The sequence below is a fragment of the Compostimonas suwonensis genome, from assembly GCF_002797855.1.
GTDB lineage: Bacteria > Actinomycetota > Actinomycetes > Actinomycetales > Microbacteriaceae > Compostimonas > Compostimonas suwonensis.
Window position 1 is genome coordinate 391651 of sequence record NZ_PGFB01000003.1, and the last position, 20044, is coordinate 411694.

At 69.4% G+C, this 20044-nt stretch carries 17 protein-coding genes and 1 tRNA gene; 12 read left to right on the forward strand and 6 right to left on the reverse strand.

Translation table 11 applies throughout. The annotated features are described in order from the left end of the window. Window position 1: 1 nt before the first annotated feature. Entirely contained in the window at window positions 2-589 is a 588-nt protein-coding gene (gene pth, locus CLV54_RS09635; protein WP_100344748.1) for an aminoacyl-tRNA hydrolase, read from the forward strand. A 275-nt stretch (window positions 590-864) separates the two neighbouring features. Continuing rightward, the gene (gene mfd, locus CLV54_RS09640; RefSeq protein WP_100344749.1) at window positions 865-4497 is read left to right on the forward strand and encodes a transcription-repair coupling factor; all 3633 of its coding nucleotides are present in this window, start codon (window positions 865-867) and stop codon (window positions 4495-4497) included. A 24-nt stretch (window positions 4498-4521) separates the two neighbouring features. Here mfd and CLV54_RS09645 read toward each other — a convergent pair whose 3' ends face one another. From CLV54_RS09645 to CLV54_RS09660, 4 genes are all read right to left on the reverse strand, one after another. After that, window positions 4522-5562, reverse strand: a complete 1041-nt coding sequence (locus tag CLV54_RS09645) for an ABC transporter permease (RefSeq protein ID WP_211294507.1) — start codon at window positions 5560-5562, stop codon at window positions 4522-4524. Then, the gene (locus CLV54_RS09650) at window positions 5559-6677 is read right to left on the reverse strand and encodes an ABC transporter ATP-binding protein (RefSeq protein ID WP_342745269.1); all 1119 of its coding nucleotides are present in this window, start codon (window positions 6675-6677) and stop codon (window positions 5559-5561) included. The genes CLV54_RS09645 and CLV54_RS09650 overlap by 4 nt, the downstream gene beginning before the upstream one ends. 75 nt (window positions 6678-6752) lie before the next feature. Continuing rightward, entirely contained in the window at window positions 6753-7928 is a 1176-nt protein-coding gene (locus tag CLV54_RS09655) for a Na+/H+ antiporter NhaA (protein ID WP_100344750.1), read from the reverse strand. A gap of 135 nt (window positions 7929-8063) precedes the next feature. Next, entirely contained in the window at window positions 8064-8978 is a 915-nt protein-coding gene (locus CLV54_RS09660) for an SDR family oxidoreductase (RefSeq protein ID WP_100344751.1), read from the reverse strand. 133 nt (window positions 8979-9111) lie between these two features. Between CLV54_RS09660 and CLV54_RS09665 the strand changes: the two genes are divergently transcribed. The 9 genes from CLV54_RS09665 (at window position 9112) to CLV54_RS09705 (ending at window position 17870) form a co-directional block, all read left to right on the forward strand. Continuing rightward, window positions 9112-9858: a TetR/AcrR family transcriptional regulator gene (locus CLV54_RS09665; protein ID WP_211294508.1), complete on the forward strand. Its 747-nt coding sequence runs from the start codon at window positions 9112-9114 to the stop codon at window positions 9856-9858. Between the two features lie 84 nt (window positions 9859-9942). Further along, entirely contained in the window at window positions 9943-10662 is a 720-nt protein-coding gene (locus tag CLV54_RS09670) for a nucleoside triphosphate pyrophosphohydrolase (RefSeq protein ID WP_100344752.1), read from the forward strand. 344 nt (window positions 10663-11006) lie between these two features. Beyond that, window positions 11007-12305, forward strand: coding sequence for a histidine--tRNA ligase (hisS, locus tag CLV54_RS09675; RefSeq protein WP_100344753.1), 1299 nt, complete (start codon window positions 11007-11009; stop codon window positions 12303-12305). A gap of 251 nt (window positions 12306-12556) precedes the next feature. Further along, the gene (gene eno / locus CLV54_RS09680; RefSeq protein ID WP_100344754.1) at window positions 12557-13837 is read left to right on the forward strand and encodes a phosphopyruvate hydratase; all 1281 of its coding nucleotides are present in this window, start codon (window positions 12557-12559) and stop codon (window positions 13835-13837) included. An 81-nt stretch (window positions 13838-13918) separates the two neighbouring features. Continuing rightward, the gene (locus tag CLV54_RS09685) at window positions 13919-14425 is read left to right on the forward strand and encodes an FtsB family cell division protein (protein WP_245861558.1); all 507 of its coding nucleotides are present in this window, start codon (window positions 13919-13921) and stop codon (window positions 14423-14425) included. Further along, entirely contained in the window at window positions 14422-14904 is a 483-nt protein-coding gene (locus CLV54_RS09690; protein WP_100344756.1) for a DUF501 domain-containing protein, read from the forward strand. The genes CLV54_RS09685 and CLV54_RS09690 overlap by 4 nt, the downstream gene beginning before the upstream one ends. A 26-nt stretch (window positions 14905-14930) precedes the next feature. Then, window positions 14931-16199 carry a S8 family serine peptidase gene (locus CLV54_RS09695; protein ID WP_245861559.1) on the forward strand — a complete coding sequence of 423 codons (1269 nt, stop codon included), beginning with the start codon at window positions 14931-14933 and terminating at the stop codon, window positions 16197-16199. A gap of 42 nt (window positions 16200-16241) precedes the next feature. Further along, the gene (locus CLV54_RS09700) at window positions 16242-17705 is read left to right on the forward strand and encodes an NAD(P)/FAD-dependent oxidoreductase (RefSeq protein WP_100344758.1); all 1464 of its coding nucleotides are present in this window, start codon (window positions 16242-16244) and stop codon (window positions 17703-17705) included. A gap of 91 nt (window positions 17706-17796) precedes the next feature. Next, window positions 17797-17870 (forward strand) — tRNA-Leu (locus CLV54_RS09705). Window positions 17871-17910: 40 nt separating this feature from the next. On the opposite strand, the gene CLV54_RS09710 is transcribed toward CLV54_RS09705, so the two are convergent. Both CLV54_RS09710 and CLV54_RS09715 read right to left on the reverse strand, forming a co-directional pair. Next, complete coding sequence (locus tag CLV54_RS09710; RefSeq protein ID WP_100344759.1) at window positions 17911-19044, reverse strand: tyrosine-type recombinase/integrase; 1134 nt, start codon at window positions 19042-19044, stop codon at window positions 17911-17913. Beyond that, on the reverse strand, window positions 19037-19696 hold the full coding sequence (locus tag CLV54_RS09715) for a helix-turn-helix transcriptional regulator (RefSeq protein WP_157802901.1): 660 nt from the start codon (window positions 19694-19696) through the stop codon (window positions 19037-19039). The genes CLV54_RS09710 and CLV54_RS09715 overlap by 8 nt, the downstream gene beginning before the upstream one ends. A gap of 96 nt (window positions 19697-19792) precedes the next feature. Between CLV54_RS09715 and CLV54_RS09720 the strand changes: the two genes are divergently transcribed. Next, window positions 19793-20026, forward strand: a complete 234-nt coding sequence (locus CLV54_RS09720) for a helix-turn-helix transcriptional regulator (RefSeq protein ID WP_157802902.1) — start codon at window positions 19793-19795, stop codon at window positions 20024-20026. Window positions 20027-20044: the final 18 nt, after the last annotated feature.

Below are 20044 nucleotides of genomic sequence, written 5' to 3' on the forward strand. Positions count from 1 at the left end.
CCTGGACGACAACGTCTGGCTCGTAGTCGGGCTCGGTAACCCCGGGCCCGGCTACGCCGGCAATCGCCACAACGTGGGCCAGATGGTGCTCGCCGAGCTCGCCGACAGGATGTCGGCACGCTTCACCTCGCACAAGACCAGCTCGACGGTCGCCGAGGGCCGCAGCGCCCCGGGTGGCCCGAAGCTCATCCTGGCCAAGCCGAACAGCTTCATGAACCTCTCGGGCGGCCCGGTCTCGCAGCTGCTGCGCTTCTACTCGCTCGAGCCGAACCGGCTCATCGTCGTGCACGACGAGCTCGACATCCCCTTCGACACGATCAAGCTCAAGTCGGGCGGCGGCCACGGCGGCCACAACGGCCTGCGCGACATCATCGCCGCGACCGGCGGAGGAGACTTCATCCGCGTGCGCGTCGGCATCGGGCGTCCCCCCGGCCGGCAGCCCGCCGCCGACTTCGTGCTCAAGGACTTCTCCTCCACCGAGCGCCAGAGCCTGCCGAGCCTGCTGAGCGACGCGGCGGATGCCGTCGAGCTCATCGCCTCGGACGGGCTCACGGCCGCGCAGCTCAAGTTCCACACCGCGGCGTCCTGACCCCCGCCCCTGCTCTCTCTCCTCCCCCTGCTCAAGCTGCCCCGTTCTTACTCAAGCTGCCCGTTCTTACTCAAAAGAACTCAAAACGACGGAGATTTCGTCTTTTTCGGCCCGGTTCCTCGCGTTCGGCCCGATTTTCGGTGGGATCTCCGTCGTTTTGAGTTCTCACTGGAGTGGGAGTGAGGGCGGGGCGGGGTGGGATGGGGCGAAGGAGCGCGGGAGCGGGGAGGCGCCGACCGGAGAGAGGTGTCGGAGCCCGCGCGTAGACTTGTGCGGTGATCCTTCAGGGCTTAATCGCGGCGCTTTCGCGCGCCTCCACCGTCGACAAAGCCCTCGCGCACGCTGCGCGTGACGCCGACTTCAGCGTGACCGACGGCCTGCGCGCCCCGCTCCTCGCGGCGCTGCTCGAGCAGCGCGTGCGCGACGGCAGACCGCCGGCGTTGCTCGTCGTGACCGCGACCGGCCGCGAGTCCGAGGCGCTGCGAGCCGCGCTCTCGAGCCTGCTGCCCCGGGCCGAGGTCGTCGAGTTCCCCGCCTGGGAGACACTGCCCCACGAGCGGCTCAGCCCGAGCGCCGAGATCGTGGGCAAGCGGCTCGCGGCTCTGCGCCGTATGACGACGTGGGCCCCGGATGCCGCGCAGACCCCGCTCATCGTCGTGGCCTCCGTGCGCGCCGCCCTCCAGCCCGTCGCCGACAATCTCGCCGACTACCAGCCGATCGTGCTCGCGCTCGGCGGGCGCGGGCACGACCTCGGCACGATCTCCCGCGATCTCGTCGACATGGCCTACTCGCGCGTCGACATGGTCACCCGCCGCGGCGAGTTCGCGGTGCGCGGCGGCATCCTCGACGTCTTCCCGCCCGTCGCCGACCATCCCCTCCGTGTGGACTTCTTCGGCGACGAGGTCGACCAGATCCGCCAGTTCGCGGTCGCCGACCAGCGTTCGCTCGCCGACCCCCTCGACGTCGTCGAGCTGCCGCCGAGCCGTGAGCTGCTGCTCACAGACCAGGTGCGCCAGCGCGCCCGCGAGATGCAGCACGAGTTCCCCTCGCTCTCGGGCATGCTCGAGAAGATCTCCGAGGGCATCCCGGTCGAGGGCATGGAGAGCCTCGCGCCGGCCCTGCTCGACCGGCTCGTGCCCGTCTCGCACTACCTGCCGGAGGGCGCCGCGATCGCCGTCATGTCGCCGGAGCGGGTCGCCTCGCGCGCCCTGAGCCTGAGCGAGACGAACCGCGAGTTCCTGATCGCGGCCTGGAGCGCCGCGACCGTCGGCGCCGAGGCGCCCATCGACCTGGCCTCGGGGGAGTTCATCACCCTGCGCGATCTCAAGGACGCCGCGCAGTTCAGCCGTCCGGGCGAGGCCGCCCCCGATCATCCGTGGTGGACCTTCAGCTCGTTCCAGGCCGGCCCCGCAGACGACGAGGTGCTGCCCGAGGAGCGCGAGCTGGACGAGCTGCTGACCGTGCGTGTCGCGGGCGAGGCGGTCCCCAGCTTCCAGGGTGCCGCCGACGGCGCGATCGACCATCTCTCCGCCCGCCTCGCCGAGCGGTGGGCCGTGGCGATCGTCGCCCCCGGCCAGGGCCTCGTCGAGCGCGCCGTCGACCTGCTCGTCGAGCGGGGGCTCTCCGCCCGGCAGACCGAGGACTTCCCGGCGCAGCCCGAGCCCGGCGTCGTCTACGTGCTGCAGGCCGCGGCCGAGAGCGGCTTCGAGCTGCCTGAGCTCAAGCTCGCGCTCCTGACCGAGACCGAGTTCTACGGCCGGGCGGTCGGCTACGACTCGCGTCAGGTCAAGAAGCTCGCGAGCCGGCGCAAGAACGTCGTCGACCCGCTGCAGCTCAAGGCCGGCGACTTCGTCGTGCACCAGACCCACGGCATCGGCAAGTTCGTGGAGATGAGCCAGCGCGAGGTGTCGTCGGGCGGCCGCAACCCCGTCAAGACGACGCGCGAGTACCTCGTGCTCGAATACGCGCCGTCGAAGCGGGGCTTCCCGGGCGACAAGCTGCTCGTGCCGACCGACCAGCTCGACCTTCTCACCCGCTACGTGGGCGGCGAGGCCCCCTCGCTCAGCAAGATGGGCGGCAGCGACTGGTCGGCCGCGAAGAGCAAGGCCCGCAAGGCCGTGCGCGACATCGCCGTCGAGCTCGTCAAGCTCTACTCCGCCCGTATGGCGAGCAAGGGCCACGCCTTCGGCCCCGACACCCCCTGGCAGCGCGAGCTCGAGGAGGCCTTCCCCTTCGCCGAGACGCCCGACCAGCTCACGACGATCGACGAGGTCAAGGCCGACATGGAGCGGCCCATCCCCATGGACCGCCTGCTCTCGGGCGACGTCGGCTTCGGCAAGACCGAGGTCGCCGTGCGCGCGGCCTTCAAGGCGGTGCAAGACGGCAAGCAGGTCGCCATGCTCGTGCCCACGACGCTGCTCGTGCGCCAGCACATGGAGACCTTCCAGGAGCGTTTCGCGGGCTTCCCCGTGCACCTGCGCGCCCTCTCCCGCTTCCAGACCGACAAAGAGGTCACAGAGACCCTCGCGGGCCTCGCCGACGGAACCGTCGACGTCGTCATCGGAACGCACCGGCTGCTCACCGGCGGCATGGTCTTCAAAGACCTGGGCCTCGTGATCATCGACGAGGAGCAGCGCTTCGGCGTCGAGCACAAGGATGCGCTCAAGAAGCTCAAGACCAACGTCGACATCCTCGCGATGAGCGCGACGCCCATCCCGCGCACGCTCGAGATGGCGGTCACCGGCATCCGCGAGATGTCGACGCTCGCGACACCGCCGGAGGACCGGCATCCCATCCTCACCTTCGTGGGGCCGTACTCCGATCGCCAGGTCGCCGCGGCCATCCGCCGCGAGCTCCTGCGCGAGGGCCAGATCTTCGTGGTGCACAACCGGGTCTCGAGCATCAACCGCATCGCGGCCCAGATCGCCGAGCTCGTGCCCGAGGCGCGCGTCGCGGTCGCGCACGGCCAGCTGCCCGAGCATGTGCTCGAGCAGGTCGTCGTCGACTTCTGGGAGCGCAAGTTCGACGTGCTCGTCTCGACGACCATCATCGAGACCGGGCTCGACATCGCCAACGCCAACACGATCATCATCGACCGCGCCGACAAGTACGGCCTGAGCCAGCTGCACCAGCTGCGCGGCCGCGTCGGCCGTGGCCGCGAGCGCGCCTACGCCTACTTCCTCTACGACGAGAACAAACCGCTGAGCGAGACCGCCCACGACCGCCTCGCGACGATCGCCGCCAACAACGAGCTCGGCAGCGGCATGCAGGTGGCGCTCAAAGACCTCGAGATCCGCGGCGCCGGCAACCTGCTCGGCGGCGAGCAGGCCGGGCACATCGCGGGTGTCGGCTTCGACCTGTACCTGCGGATGATCGGCGAGGCCGTGAGCACCTTCCGGGGCGATGTCGCAGAGGGCCAGACCGAGCTCAGGCTCGAGCTGCCCGTCGACGCGCACATCCCCGAGGACTACGTCGACAGCGAGCGGCTGCGGCTCGAGGCCTACCAGAAGCTCTCGACGGCGAGTGCGCCGACGGCCTCCGACGACCAGATCGACCTCGTGCTCGAGGAGCTCACCGACCGCTACGGCGAGCCGCCGGCCGAGGTGCGCAACCTCATCGCGGTGTCGCGCCTGCGCCGTCTCGCCCAGAAGGCGGGTCTCAGCGAGGTCGTCTCCGTGGGCCCCAACCTCCGCGTGGCCCCGGCCGATCTGCCCGACTCGATCCAGGTGCGCCTCACGCGTATGTACCCGGGCGCGCGGCTGTTCAGACAGACCAACTCGGTCTCCGTGCCGCTGCCGAACCGCGACGGCGAGCCGCTCGGCGACGAGGAGTTCATCGCCTGGGTGCTCCAGCTGCTCACGGCGATCTTCGCGCGCGAGTCGGCTCCGACGCGCGCCGTCGAGAGCTGAGCCACGGGCGAGCCGCTTCCTGCGCTATGCGACTCGTGAGCCCTTCGGCAGCCGCCCGGCCGGCGTGCGGGTGCGAGCCCAGGCCCAGAACAGCGCTCCGGCGGCGAGCAGCACGTGGATGCCGAGGCCCACGAACCACGACGGCACGGCGCCCTCGTACTTGTCTTCGGGCGTGCGGTAGTCGAAGTCGCTGTTCGTGCAGGCATCGAACTCCGCGTCGAGGTCGGGTGGCACCTGTGCTTCGCGCACGAGATAGCTGATGCCGACGAAGAGGTCTTCGGGGTTGCCGTTCGCGTCGAAGTGCGGGGGCACGGCGTCCGCGAGCACCACGTAGGGGTTCGCGGCGAGGATCGGCCAGTAGTAGTCGAAGCGGGGCACCGAATAGGTGTAGGTCTCTGCCGGCCCGCACTCCAGCTCGTTGGGGTCTTCCGTCTGCGAGTAGACGATCGTGCGGTTGGTGCTGTGCGCCTCCGACTGGGTGGCGATGCCGCCGAGGGTGAAGGCGATGAGCGTGCCGATGCTCAGCGCCGCGACGGCCAGGTAGGTCACGACCACCGAGAACAGCGGCCGTGCGATGATGCCCGAGAGGCCCACGCCGATCGCGGCGATGACGCCGAGCTCGACGGCGAGCACGGCCGTCGAGGCGAGGATCGTGTCGAGGCTGAGCCCGCCCAGGAGCGCCGCGACGAGCAGGAACGGCACCGAGGCGACGAGGAAGGCCAGCGCCGTGATCCATGCCGCGAGGAACTTGCCGAGCACGAGCTGCCCGGTGCGCACGAGCGTCACCTGAGTCGTGGCGAGCGTTCCGGCCTCGCGTTCGCCGTTGATCGCGTTGCCGCTCAGCGCCGGTGCGACGAGCGAGCCGAGCAGCAGCACGAAGTAGATGATCGTCGAGAAGAGCCAGCCGCCCGAGCCGTCGAAGGCGGATGTCGCGAGCCCCAGCAGAAGCGTGACGACGCCCACGAGCACCACGAAGATGCCGAGCAGCACGTACCAGGCGACTCCGCGCACGCGCTGGCGCAGTTCGAGGCCGACGATGACGCCGAGGCCGGTCCAGAAGCTCACGAGGCGTCTCCCGGGTTCGTCGGGGTCTGTTCCTGAGTCGGTGGCATCGGTGGCATCGGGGCCGTCTGGATCGGCGCCTGCGTGCTCCGCAGGTCGAGGAAGGTGTGCTCGAGGTCGCCGACCGCGGGCGCGAAGGCCGTCACCCGCACCCCCGCCGCGACGAGGGCGCCGAGCAGCCGGGCCGCGTGCTCCTCTCCGCCCAGGGCGACGAGCACGCCGAGGTTGTCGAGGGTCACCGCCTCACGGGGCACTCCCGCCGCCTCCAGCGCGGGCAGTACGCTCCGCGGGTCGAGGGCGCGGATCCGCCACGCGCGCAGGCTCGTGGTCGCGCGGGCGATGCGATCGGCGCTCACCGTTGCACCGGCCTCGAGGTAGACCGCGGCATCCGCCATCTCGTCGAGCTCGGAGAGCACGTGGCTGGAGACGAGCACCGTGCGGCCCTCGGCGGCGAGACGCTGCACGAGCAGCCGGAGGTCGACGCGGGCTGCGGGGTCGAGGCCGGAGGCGGGCTCGTCGAGCAGCAGCACGCTCGGGTCGTGCACGAGAGAGCGGGCGAGGCTGAGCCTCTGCTTCTGCCCGCGGGAGAGCACCCGCGAGGGCTGCCGGGCGAGGTCGTGGAGCCCGACGAGCTCGATGAGCTCGTGTGCGCGGGTGCGGGCGCGCTGCGGGCCGAGCCCGTAGAGCCGGCCGGTGGTCTCGATCGCGGTGAGCACCGTGAGGCTCGCCCACGAGCCGAGGATGTCCGGCATCCACCCCATAACGCTGCGCACGGCCTCCGGCTCGGTCACGGGGTCGTGTCCGCCGACGAGGATACTGCCGGTGTCGGGCTTGAGGAGCGTCGCGAGCATAAGCAGCAGGGTGGTCTTGCCGGAGCCGTTCGGCCCGACGAGGGCGGTGACGGAGCCCGGTCTGGCCTGGAGGGTCGCGCCCCGCACTGCGTGCACCGGCCCGAAGGAGCGGTGCACGTCGCGCACGACGATGCCGGCGTGCGGCGCGGGCGTCGTCGCACCCGCCCCGGTGCCCGCCACGCCTGCCACGTTCGCAGCACTCGCAGCACTCGCGGCACTCGTCGCGCCCGCGGCCCCCGCCGTCGGAGTCGTCTCCGGATAGCTCACATCGCCTCCCCGCCGTAGCTCGTTCGAGTCTAGGTGACGCCTCCGACGAGTCGCTGCATGTCGTTGCACGGCTGGTCAGGAGGCGTGTCCGGCCCGGCGGTAGTGCCGCGAACGCAGCCCGACGACGACCGAGGAGATCGCGATGGCCGCGCAGGAGCCGAGGATCACGGCGAGCGTGCCCTCGTCGGCGACCTCGGGCAGGGCCTCGAAGGCGAGCTCGTTCATGAGCAGCGCGACGGTGAAGCCGATGCCGCCGAGCGCGCTGACCGCGAACAGATCGGGCATCGACAGCACGGGCTTCGAACCGCGCGCGGTCAGCCGGATGGCGAGGCCTCCGGCGAGGGTGATGCCCACGATCTTGCCGATCGGCAGCGCGACGAGGATCGCCCAGAACGCCGGGCTCAGCTCGCTCACCCGCACGGCGGGGATCGCGACCATGGCCGCCGAGAACGCGAAGAGCGGCAGCACGATCGTGTTGGAGTACGGCTCGAGCACGTGCGCCGCGCGGCCCCCCGGCCGACGGGCCGCCAGCAGGCCGAGGGCGACTCCGGCGATCGTCGCGTGCACCCCCGAGAGGGAGGTGAGGTACCAGGTCGCGACGCCGAGCACGATCATCGCCGTGACGATCGGCCACGCCGGGCGGCGTGCGAGCACCCAGCGCGAGCGCGGCGCGAGCAGCCGGCTCAGCAGCCCGAAGGCGATGGCGGTGAGGGCCGCGAGGCCGACGAAGGCGAGGTTCGCGTCGGTCGTGAAGAAGAAGGCGATGATGAGGATGGCCACGAGGTCGTCGAGCACGGCGAGGGCCAGCAGGAACACCCGCACGCGCGTGGGCAGGCTGCGCCCCACGACGGCGAGGACGCCGAGGGCGAAGGCGATGTCGGTCGCCGTCGGGATCGGCCAGCCGACGGCGAGCCCCGAGCTCGCGGCGATCGCGAGGTAGATGAGGGCCGGCACGACGACGCCGCCGACCGCCGCGATCGCCGGCAGGAGCGCCTTCTTCGCGGAGTCGAGCTCGCCGATCGCGAGCTCCCGTTTGAGCTCGACGGCGACGATGAAGAAGAACACCGCGAGCAGGCCGTCGCTGATCCAGTGCCCGACCGAGAGGTCGAGGCCGATCGCCGGCAGCCCCACACGGGTCGCCGAGAAGGCGATCAGCTCGGGGCCGATGGCCGTGTTGGCGAGCAGGAGGCCGAGTGCTGCGGCGAACATCAGGATGCCGGCGGCGTAGCGCTCGGAACGGACAAAGCTCATGGGGCTCCTCTGTAGTCCGCGCCCGCGGGGTGGCGGAGGACTCGAGAGCGGCAGAGGGGTCTCGCCGCCCGCCGACCAGACTTCCCGGCGCACCGCGGCCAGTTTAGCGAGAGGGCGGGGTGCGCCGGGGCATGCTCAGTCGGGCAGTTGGGTTCCTGTGAGGTCCTCGGCCACCGACCACAGGGAGGCGGCCAGGTCGACGCCTCGTGCGCTGCGCGGAAGCCGGGTCTTGACGGTCGGCCCGACGAGTCCGAAGCTCCGACCGGGTCCGTAGTAGCCGCCCTGCTCGGCCTGCGGGCTGGTCGCCGCGTAGAGGAGCGGCTCGGTGCCCTGCTCGACGCCCTGGGAGGGCAGGATCGTCCGGTCGCCGAGGAGCCGGCGGCGCGGGGCCTCGCGCCCCAGGTTGGCGCCCGCGGTCTGCAGATTGGTCCGGGTGTAGCCGGGGTGCGCGGTCGTGCTCAGCAGATCCCAGCCGCGTGCGGTCGCGACGGCGGCGAGGTGCTGGCCCATGAGCATGTCGGCGAGCTTGGACTGCGCATACGACATCGAGGGGCGGTAGCCCTCCGCCCACTGCAGATCGTCGAAGTGGATCCGGCCGACGTTGGCGGTGCCGCTCGACATCGTCACGACACGGGGCCGTTCTCCCCGCAGCACGAGTGGCAGCAGCAGATTGGTGAGGGCGAGGGGGCCGAGGAAGTTGCTGCCGAACTGCAGCTCGAAGCCGTCTGCCGTGAGCATGCGCTTCGGCGGCGCCATGACGCCCGCGTTGTTGACGAGCACGTCGATGGGGCGGCCGTCGGCGAGGAGCCCGTCTGCTAAGGCGCGCACGCTCGAGAGGTCGGCGAGGTCGACGCGGCGCACCTCGAGCGCCGCCGTCGGGAACTCCCGCAGGATCTGCGCCTTGGCCGCCTCGCCCTTCTCGGGGGTACGTACGGCGAGAACGACCTCGGCGCCGGCGCCGGCCATCCTGCGCGCCGCCTCCCTGCCGGTTCCGCTGTTGGAACCGGTGATGATCACGCGGCGTCCGCTCTGGTCGGGGACTGTGTACATCGGGATGCTCCTTCTCGCGCTGTCCGCGTTATATTAGACCGGCGGTCTGTTCGAGTTCGATAGTAACAGACCATCGGTCTTTAAGAAAGCGGATGTGACATGGACGTGAGGATGCCGGGAGAGCGGGTGTGCGGTGACAGCTGAGACGAGTGGCGCCGCGGCCTTCCAACGGGCGAGAACCGAGGAGCAGCGGGCCGAGCGTCGTGAGGCGATCCTCGCGACGGCGCGTGAGATGCTCGACGGCGCACGCGTGGCCGAGCTGAGCCTCAACGAGCTCGCACGTCAGGTGGGGCTCGCCAAGTCGAACGTGCTGCGCTACTTCGAGTCGCGCGAGGCCGTGCTGCTCGAGCTCTACGACCGCGAGTACCGGGCCTGGCTCGACGAGCTCGCCGGCCGGCTCGCGAGCGTGCCGCGCCCCGCACCCGCGAACGCCGAGGCCACCATCGAGATCGTCGCCGCAGCGCTCGCCGAGACCGTCGCCCATCGGCGTGTGTTCTGCGAGCTGAGCGCGAGCGCCCCCAGCGTGCTGGAGCACAACGTCTCCGCCGACGTCGCGGCCGAGTACAAGCGCACGACGATCGCCAACTCGAACCGGCTCGTCGGGATCGTCGCTCCCCTCGTCGGCGGACTGCCGGGGCTCGCGGCCGTCACCTTCGTGGGCGGTGTCACGATCGCGATCGGCGGGGTCTGGTCGATGTCGCAGCCCTCACCCGGAATGGCGGCGGCCTATGCGGCGCACCCCGAGCTCCAGGCGCTGCGCCTCGATCTGCGCGTCGCCGTGCGCGAGCTCGTCGCGACCCTGCTCACGGGGCTCCGCCATCGGAGGACCGCTCTCTCGGAGGACGGATCGGACGGAGCCGCCGGTCTCATCGGGGAGTGACCGCGGCATCCCGGCCATGCGGGCGGCTCGGGCTCCTACGATGGACGCAGGCGGAAACGACCCCGCCGGAGCTGGAGCACGACCATGAGCACACCGCAGTTCTCCTCGGGTGAGACCGGGCGGCGTCCGGCATCCAACGACGCACTCGACGAGCTCGTGCAGGTCGTCGCCCGGCTGCGCGCGCCCGGAGGCTGCCCCTGGGACGAGGAGCAGACCCACGAGTCGCTCGTGCAGTACCTCGTCGAGGAGAGCCACGAGCTCATCGACGCGATCGAGGTCGGCACCCGTGACGACCTGCTCGAAGAGCTCGGCGACGTGCTCTACCAGGTGCTCTTCCACGCCGACATCGCCGCGCACACCGAGGGCGAGGGCTTCGACATCAACGACGTGGCCGCCCACATGACGAAGAAGATGGTGGGGCGGCATCCGCACGTCTTCGGAGACGCGCACGCCGAGACGGCCGACGACGTCGTCGCCGTATGGGACGACCTCAAGCGAGCCGAGAAGCCGGGCCGCACGAGCGTGCTCGACGGGATCCCGCAGGGCATGCCCGCGCTCGCGCTCGCCGACAAGCTCATCGGCCGCGCTCAGAAGATCGGTGTGCTCGAGGCGGATGCCACGGGCGGCATCCCCGTCGAGAGCGAGGACGAGCTCGGCCCCCTGCTGCTGGCGATCGTCGCCTCGGCGAAGTCGCGCGGGCTCGACGCCGAGCGCGCGCTGCGCTCGACGTTGCGCGGGCTGCAGGAGGAGATCCGCGACGCCGAGTCGGATGCGAGCGACGCGGGGATCATCGGGCTCGGTTGAGCGCGGCGGGCGGCTGAGCGGCCCGATATGGGGCCGACGTCGGGTCCGGGGGAGAAAAGCCCAGGGAGAAGCGACCGTACCCGAAACAATCGCTCTCGAACCGGAAGCCCGACGTCGGCCGGCGTGTGCGACGGTTGACCCCCTGAGCGATGGCCTGCACTGCAGCGCACACCGTCGAGTCCGTCGCGCCAACTCGCTGGCCACTCCTAGCTTGACCCCCGAACTGGTTACGCATGACCACCCTAGCAAATGTCACATCGAGCGCCACCCCCTTGTGCGTTTCGCGTCGGATCGGATGGTCGCGAGCCCGACGGAACCCGTGCGGCCCGTGCCAGAATTGCAGGATGGCCCGTGACATCAATCCTCCTCGCGGTATGCGCGACTTCCTGCCGAGCGAGAAGGCCAAGCGCGAGCACGCCCTCGGCGTCATCCGGCGCAGCTACGCCGCACACGGCTTCGACGAGATCGAGACGCCCGTCATGGAGGACATCGCGCGCCTGCACTCCGGGCTCGGCGGCGACAACGAGAAGCTCGGCTTCAGCGTGCTGCGCCGCGGCCTCGACGGCGACGAGGTGCAGGCGGCCGCGGCATCCGGCGACATCCTCTCGCTCGCCGACCTCGGCCTGCGTTTCGACCTGACCGTTCCGCTCGCGCGGTTCTACGCGAGCCACCGCGCCGAGCTGCCGGGCGTCTTCCGCGCCGTTCAGATCGCCCCGGTCTGGCGCGCCGAGCGGCCGCAGAAGGGTCGCTACCGGCAGTTCGTGCAGTGCGACATCGACATCATCGGCGAGGCGGGCCAGCTCGCCGAGGTCGAGCTCATCACGGCGACCGCCGCGACCCTCGACGCCCTGGGCCTCGAGGACTGCACGATCCGCATCAACGACCGTCGCATCCTCACCGGCATCCTCGAGTACTGCGGCTTCGACGAGAGCCGCTACGCGCAGGCCCTCATCTCGATCGACAAGCTCGACAAGATCGGCGCGGACGGCGTCGTCGCCGAGCTCGCCGAGCAGGGCCCGGATGCCGCGGCCGTGCTCGGCGGCATCCTCGCCGGTCTCGAGCCGCACCTCGCCGACGGCGGGGTCGAGCTCACGGTCGCGGCGATCACCGCGATCCTGCCGCCCGACATCGACTCCGACGCGGTCGCCGACCTCGACGGCCTCGCCCACGCCCTCACGGCGCTGCCCACGGGCGTGAAGCTGCGCTTCGACCCCACGCTCGTGCGCGGCATGGGCTACTACACGGGCACGATCTTCGAGATCGCGCACCCCGGCTCCGGCAGCTCGGTCGGCGGCGGCGGCCGCTACGACGGCATGATCGGCCGTTTCCTCGGCCAGGACGTGCCGGCCTGCGGCTTCTCGATCGGCTTCGAGCGGGTCGTCGACCTTCTCGAGACGGATGCCGCGACCGCGAGCGACTCGGTCGTGCTCGTGCACGAGCAGGCCACCGGCGACGCGCTCGCCCGGCTCATCGCGATCAAGGCGGAGCTCGTCGCGCAGGGACGGCGCGTGCGGCTCGAGAAGCGCGCCAAGAACCTGAAGCCCGTGCTGGAGCGTGCCGCGGCATCCGGTTTCGGCAGTTTCGCCCTCGTGCCCGCCGACGCCCGCACGGCCGCCGAGCTCGACCTCAAGCCCCTCGCCTGACCCGCCGCCCTGCTCTGCCCGCTCACAACGACCTCCCCCCACTCAAAACGACGGACTTTTTGCCCAAAAGGGCGCTTTCCGGGCCTGATGCGGCCGGAAAACGGGAAATCTCCGTCGTTTTGAGTTGCGCCATGGGTTAGATCGCGGAGTTGGGCCGCACGTCGTTCGCCGTTCGCGCTCACTCACTAGACTGGCCAGCGGATCGAACCCAGCCGGTTCTCCCACCACCAAACGAACCCAAGGAGATAGTTGTGGCTCTCATCGAGGCAATCGGCGCCCGCGAGATTCTGGACTCGCGCGGCAACCCCACGGTCGAGGTCGAGGTGCTGCTCGAAGACGGCATCGTCTCGCGCGCAGCAGTGCCCTCCGGCGCATCCACGGGAGCCTTCGAGGCCTACGAGCTTCGCGACGGCGACAAGTCCCGCTACCAGGGCAAAGGCGTGCTGAAGGCCGTCGACGCCGTCATCGACGAGATCGGCCCGGCGCTCGAGGGCTTCGACGCCGCCGACCAGCGTCTCATCGACGCCACCATGATCGAGCTCGACGGAACCGAGAACAAGTCCCGTCTCGGCGCCAACGCGATCCTCGGGGTGAGCCTCGCCTCCGCGCGGGCCGCCGCCGACTCGGCCGACCTCCCGATCTTCCGCTACATCGGCGGGCCGAACGCGCACGTGCTGCCCGTTCCCATGCTCAACGTCATCAACGGCGGCTCGCACGCCGACAGCAACGTCGACATCCAGGAGTTCATGATCCTGCCGCTCGGCGCCGAGAGCTTCTCCGAGGCCCTGCGCTGGGGCGTCGAGACCTACCACTCGCTCAAGAGCCTCCTGCACGGCAAGGGCCTCAGCACGGGTCTCGGCGACGAGGGCGGCTTCGCCCCCGACCTGTCGAGCAACCGCGCGGCGCTCGACCTCCTCGTCGAGGCCATCACGGCGGCCGGCTTCACCCCGGGAACCGACATCGCGCTCGGCCTCGACGTCGCCTCGAGCGAGTTCTTCGACAACGGCTCGTACACCTTCGAGGGCAAGCAGCTCAGCGCGCAAGACCTCTCGGCCTACTACGCCGAGCTCGTCGCCGCCTACCCGCTCGTCACGATCGAGGATCCCCTCGACGAAGACGACTGGGAGGGCTGGGCGCACCTCACGTCCGAGCTCGGCTCGAAGGTGCAGATCGTCGGCGACGACCTCTTCGTCACCAACCCGAAGCGCCTCGCCAAGGGCATCGAGCAGCACGCCGCCAACTCGATCCTCGTGAAGGTCAACCAGATCGGCACCCTGACCGAGACGCTGGATGCAGTGGCCCTCGCTCAGCGCAGCGGCTACACCGCCGTGCTCTCGCACCGTTCCGGCGAGACCGAGGACACGACGATCGCCGACCTCGCCGTCGCCACGAACTCGGGTCAGATCAAGACCGGAGCGCCTGCCCGCAGCGAGCGCGTCGCTAAGTACAATCAGCTTCTGAGGATCGAAGAGGAGCTCGGCGACGCGGCGGTCTTCGCGGGTCGCAGCGCTTTCCCACGTTTCCAGGCTTAGCTGGTTCGGTCGAACCCAGACGCAACCAGGGGAGGACTCTTGCCCACGTCACGAGTTCCCCCGCGCACCCGAAAGGTGCCGGTGCGCTTGGGTTCGACCGAGACCCCGACCGGAAGCTGGCTGCGCGGCATCCGTCTCTCGGGTTTCTCGCTGCTCGTCATGGGCATGCTCGTGCTGGCGATCGTCATCCTGGCGCCCGGCCTGCGCGTCTACGTGGAGCAGCGGCAGGAGATCTCGCAGTTGAACGACGCCGTCGCCGCCCAGAAGGCCGACGTCGCCCAGCTTCAGGCGCAGCGCGAGCGCTGGAACGACAAGACCTTCATCGTCTCCCAGGCGCGTGAACGTCTTTACTACGTCATGCCTGGTGAAGTGAGTTTTCTCGTGATCAACGACCTGCAGGCGCCCGTCGCGCCCGCCGACGCGGCGCCGGTGAGCTCCGAGCTGCAGAAGACCTCGGTCGACTGGGTGCAGACCACCTTCCAGTCGCTCATGGCGGCCGGTCTGGGGGCCGTCGCGAGCGACGAGCCGGCCGATGCGCCCGCCCCGGATGCCCCGCCCGCACCACCGGCGGAAGGCGGCGCGCAATGACGACCCCGCCGTTCGACCCCGTCACCCAGCTCGACATCGACACCGTCTCGGCGCAGCTGGGCCGCCCCGCTCGTGGAGTGCTCGGCATCGCCGCGCGCACCCGCACGGGCGAGCCGACCGTCGTCGCCACCGCACCGCGGCTCGACGACGGCACGCCGTTCCCGACCCTCTACTACCTGAGCCACCCGGGTGCCGTCGCGGCGATCTCCTTCCTCGAGGCGACCGGCGTGATGAACGAGCTGAACGATCTGCTCGCCGATGACGAGGAGCTGCGGGCGGCCTACGCGCGGGCGCACGAGGCCTACCTCGCCGATCGCGGCACGATCGAGGACATCCCCGAGATCGACGGCATCTCGGCCGGCGGCATGCCCACGCGCGTCAAATGCCTGCACGCCCTCGCGGCTCACGCCCTCGCGGCGGGCCCCGGGGTCAATCCGATCGGCGACATCGCCCTCGAACGGGCCGACTGGGCGCCCTAGTGAGCGGCGCGTGCGGGTCGGGAACGGTGTCACGGACGCGCGGCCGCGGTCGTGTCATCCGGCTCGCCCTGGCGGGTGCCCTGGGGCTCGCAGCCGCTTTCGCCGGGGCCTCTCCCGCCGTCGCCGACCCGGTTCGCGATCGCGAGTACTGGCTGAACGACTACGGCTTCACCGAGGCCTGGAACACGACGAAGGGCGCGGGCGTGACCGTGGCGGTCATCGACACGGGCGTCGACGCGAGCGTGCCCGACCTGGCCGGCGCGGTCGTGGGCGGCACGGATGTCTCGGGGATCGGCTCCCCGAACGGCCAGACCCCCGTCGGCGAGAACAGCGACCACGGCACGCTCGTCGCCTCGCTGCTCGCCGGCCGCGGCACCGGCCCGGGCAACGGGGTCATCGGCGTCGCCCCGGAGGCCTCGCTGCTCGCCGTCTCGGTGGCGCTCGGGCAGTCGGATGCGACGAAGAGCACCGACGACCAGATCGCCGAGGCCGTGCGATGGTCGGTCGACAACGGCGCCGACATCATCAACATGTCGCTCACCCGCAACAGCCTGCAGTGGCCGGAGAGCTGGGACGACGCCTTCCTCTACGCCTTCGAGCACGACGTGATCATCGTCGCGGCCGCCGGCAACCGGGGGAGCGGCACGACCGAGGTGGGTGCGCCCGCCACGATCCCGGGGGTGGTCACGATCGCCGGGGTCGACCGCAGCCGGGGGGCGAGCTTCGACGCCTCCTCGCAGGGCATCACGATCTCGGTGGCCGCGCCGAGCGAGGAGCTCGTCGGCGTGCTCCCGGGCGGCTCCTACGGCATCTGGGAGGGCACGAGCGGCGCCGCGCCCCTCGTCTCCGGTCTCTTCGCGCTCGTGCGAGCGGCGTACCCCGACCTCGACGCGGGCAACGTCATCAACCGCGTGGTGGCCACGGCGACGCCCGTCGGCGACCAGATCCCGAGCCCGATCTACGGCTACGGCCTCATCAACGCGCAGGCGGCCGTCACCGCCGAGGTGCCTTCCGTCACGACGAATCCCACGGATGCCCTCGCCGAGTGGATCCGGGTCTACCGGCGTGCCGAGGCGCCCGAGACGCCGTCCACGGAGCCGCCCAGCACCGCCGTGGCCACACCTCTTCCCTCTCCGCCCCCGGAGCGGGTCAACGCCGGGTCGTTGCTCGTGGTGCCACCAGCACTCGTGCGCGACGTGAGTATTCCCCTCGCAGTTCTGATGGGTTTCCTGACTCTCGGAACCCTCGCTGGAATCGGCGCGACCCGCCATTTCAGACGAGTGCGGGGCAAGTAGTAGATTGTTCGCATACTCAGACGTAATTGGAGACGCATTACCGTGCCCAAAATCTTGATTGTCGGAGGCGGATACGCCGGTTTCTATACCGCGTGGAAGCTCGAGAAATGGCTGCGCCCGGGCGAAGCCGAGGTCACCGTTGTCGACCCCCTGCCCTACATGACCTACCAGCCGTTCCTCCCCGAGGTGGCCGCGGGCTCCATCGAGCCGCGTCACGCGGTCGTCGCGCAGCGCCGGCACCTCAAGAAGACCGAGGTCATCACGGCGAAGGTCACCTACATCGACCACGCGAAGAAGACGGCGACGATCACGCCGTCCGTGGGCGAGCCGTGGGAGTTCGAGTACGACATCGTCGTGGTCACGGCGGGCGCCGTCTCGCGCACCTTCCCGATCCCGGGTGTCGCCGACCAGGCGATCGGCCTCAAGACGATCGAGGAGGCTGTCGCGATCCGCGACCGTGTGCTCGGCAACTTCGACAAGGCGGCATCCCTGCCCGCCGGCCCCGAGCGCGACCGCCTGCTGACCTTCACGGTCGTCGGCGGCGGCTTCGCCGGCATCGAGATCTTCGCCGAGCTGCGCTCCTTCGCGAGCGCGCTGCTGAAGTTCTACCCGCAGCTGAGCTTCGACGACACGCACTTCCACCTCATCGAGGCGATGGGCCGCATCATGCCCGAGGTGTCGCTCGAGACGAGCCACTGGGTGCTCAAGAACCTCGCGCAGCGCGGGGCCGAGGTGCACCTCGACACGCAGCTCAAGTCGGCCGTCGACGGCGTCATCGAGATGTCGACCGGCGAGACCTTCGAATCCGACCTCATCGTCTGGACCGCCGGCGTCATGGCCAACCCGGGCGTCGTGCGCAACACCGACCTCCCCATCGAGGAGCGCGGCCGTCTGCAGGTGCGCGCCGACCTGCGCGTGGGCACGGCCGACGAGTTCATCCCCGACGCCTGGGGTGCCGGCGACGTCGCGGCCGTGCCCGACCTGACCGGCGGCGGTGTGGGCGGCTTCACGGTGCCCAACGCCCAGCACGCCGTTCGCCAGGGCAAGCTGCTCGCCAAGAACCTCGTCGCCGTTCTCCGCGGCGAAGGCCCCAAGGAGTACTTCCACAAGAACATGGGCGCGGTCGCCGGCCTCGGCCTCGGCGTGGGCGTCTTCCAGTCGGGCAAGATGTCGTTCAAGGGCCTCATCGCCTGGTTCATGCACCGCGGCTACCACGGCCTCGCGATGCCGAGCTGGGAGCGCAAATGGCGCGTGATCTGGGGATGGATCCTCAACTTCTTCCTCGGCCGCGACATCGTCTCGCTGCCCGGCCTGCAGTCGCCGCGCGCCGTCTTCGAGGAGTTCGCCTCCCGCCCGAAGCCCCCGGCCGAGGCGGCCCCTGCCGCTCCCGCCGCCCCGGCGAAGAAGGCTCCGGCCTCCACGAAGAAGGACGCCCCCGTCGGCCACGAGGCCCCCGAGGGCGCACCGCAGCCGATGGCCGGCGATCCGGTGCCGAGCAGCAAGTAGTTAGTTTTTCGTCAGAAGAGCCCCGACATCCCGCTGCGGATGCCGGGGCTCTCTGTGCATCGGGCGACCCGCGATTAGGGTTGACCCGTACGCCCCCGTAGCCCAATCGGCAGAGGCAGACGACTTAAAATCGTCCGAGTGTGGGTTCGAGTCCCACCGGGGGTACCGACGATAGGGCCGCTCGCCGACCGGAATCACGCGGATGTCAGCGGATCTGTAGCGCCTTCGCTGGCCGCTGTGACAACAGTTCGACAACAACCGTGCTCATCTTCACCTGATTGAGTGCGGTCGCAACGGCGTCTAGATCGTCGTCGAAGAGGTCCGCGTAGGTGTCGAGGGTCATCGCGGCCGACGCGTGTCCGAGCATTCTCTGAACGGCTTTCACGTTCGCGCCGGCGCTGATCGCGAGGCTCGCCGCAGTGTGTCTTAGATCGTGGATCGTGAGCGTTGGAAAGTCCTTGTCGGTGAGCTTTGCGCGAGCGATCGCATTCACAAACCATCCGTCGCGACTGTCTGGGGATCGCAGGTGTCGCTCGCCGTCACCAAAGACGAGCTGCTCAGGCTGCTTCCCTGCGCTCTCGCCCGCGAGCAGAGACGCGAGGAATGCGGGGAATGGCACGGATCGCACCTCGTGCGATTTGGGAGTCCCAACGATGATCCGGCCGCCCACGTTCACGGCGTTCTCGTTGACCGTCAGTCGGCGCCTCAGGGGGTCAACGTCACGCACAGGGAGTCCTGTTGCCTCACCCCATCGAAGTCCCGTGTAGGCGAGTGTGTAGACCAGGGTGCGTTTATCGCCGGCGCTGTCGGCGAGGATCTGGACCTGAGTGTGGGTGAGGTAGACGCGGCGCTTCTTCGTCCTGCGTGGGAGGGACGCGCCGCGTGCCGGGTTGCGGGGGAGCCTGCGATCGGTCACGGCGTCGTCGAGGATGCCAGCGAGGACTCCGTAGTTCCTCGACACCGTTGTTGAGGAGTGCGAGGCCGCGAGCTTGCTGACCCACGCCTGCACATCGGTGAACTGGATGCGGCCGACCGGGAACTCCCCCCACGTCGGTTCTACGTGCACGCGCCACGCCGACTCGAGGGATCGGTAGTAGGACGCCTTGAGATGCCTCCTCCGAGCGAGCCACGCCGGCCCGAGCTCAGCGATCGTCGTTCTAGCTGCAGCCGGATCGACGAACTCGCCACGCGCTTGAGCGACATCGACGGATGCGAGAAAAAGCCTTGCCTCACGCTTCGTTGTGAAGCCCCGTTTCGATCCTTGGGAGTGGTCTGGCTTACGGTAGGCGACTCGGTAGCGTTCGCCTTGAGACGTCGTATAGGCGTGGATGCTACCCATGCTGATCGCCCACCCATTTGTCCCACTGATCAGTCCGCTTCAGATAGTCGATATGGTTGGCGAGTTCCTGAACGTAGTACCTCGTCTCGTGGCCACGCGCCTGCGGACTCGCACCAGGCCCAGCGCTCTGGCTCACTACTTGGTCGAGGGTGTCGCCCGTGAATCGATCTCTTGCGAGGCGCTGCAATGTGGACACGTCGATTCCCAGCTTCTTTGCCGCCCTCGATTCAGCAAGCGATGGTGGCGTCTTTGGCCCTCCGAGCATTCGGAGGTGCTCATCTAGTCCGTCGTCCAGGCTCTCCAGAACGTTCGTATCACCCAGGAAGCGTCTGAGGCGAGCAGCCGGAACCACGAACCCTGTGGCAACCTCGAGATCTCCCTCCGTTGGGAGCAAATCGAGCAGGCCGAAAGTTTGGTCACGTGACAGGTAGGTCAATGCCCGGCAGAGCACGTACAGGGTGGGGATAGTGGGCGCGAAGCGACCTGCCTCGATGTTTTCGATCGTCGTGATGCCCCAGCCGACTCCGAATTGGGCGCCTGCACGCGCTAGCGAGTCGCGGCTGATGCTGTTCTCTCTCCGCAGTCGCCGAACAACGATACCTATCGCAGCGGCGACGGACACGGGACTGCTCGAATCGGTAGTCACAGTCATCAAGTATCCATGATCAGTGTCCTTGACGTAAATCACAATCCGCGTTAATGTTCGAGTACCCCGAATTCGGGTTACTTCATTTGAGAGGAACCGTGTATGTCTGTCACTCATCCAGACGTGTCGCCCGAGCAGCGCGCCGTCTACCTCACTCCCGATCAGGTTTGCGACTTGGTTCCGGGCATGACGAAGTCGAACCTGTCGCAGCTGCGGTTCAAGGGGAGGGGCCCGAAGTTCCTCAAGCCGACGGCGCGCACTGTGGTCTATCGGGAGCGTGACGTCATCGAATGGCTGGAAGCTTCTGAACGCATCAGCACTGCGTCAGTTCAGTGACCGGGCGAAAGACCAAGC

Coding starts and splice junctions, on each gene's coding strand:
- hisS (WP_100344753.1), top strand. CDS start 11,007: ATGGCCCGTGACATCAATCCTCCTCGCGGTATGCGCGACTTCCTGCCG.
- CLV54_RS09660 (WP_100344751.1), bottom strand. CDS start 8,978: ATGTACACAGTCCCCGACCAGAGCGGACGCCGCGTGATCATCACCGGT.
- CLV54_RS09670 (WP_100344752.1), top strand. CDS start 9,943: ATGAGCACACCGCAGTTCTCCTCGGGTGAGACCGGGCGGCGTCCGGCA.
- CLV54_RS09655 (WP_100344750.1), bottom strand. CDS start 7,928: ATGAGCTTTGTCCGTTCCGAGCGCTACGCCGCCGGCATCCTGATGTTC.
- CLV54_RS09720 (WP_157802902.1), top strand. CDS start 19,793: ATGTCTGTCACTCATCCAGACGTGTCGCCCGAGCAGCGCGCCGTCTAC.
- CLV54_RS09715 (WP_157802901.1), bottom strand. CDS start 19,696: ATGACTGTGACTACCGATTCGAGCAGTCCCGTGTCCGTCGCCGCTGCG.
- CLV54_RS09690 (WP_100344756.1), top strand. CDS start 14,422: ATGACGACCCCGCCGTTCGACCCCGTCACCCAGCTCGACATCGACACC.
- CLV54_RS09710 (WP_100344759.1), bottom strand. CDS start 19,044: ATGGGTAGCATCCACGCCTATACGACGTCTCAAGGCGAACGCTACCGA.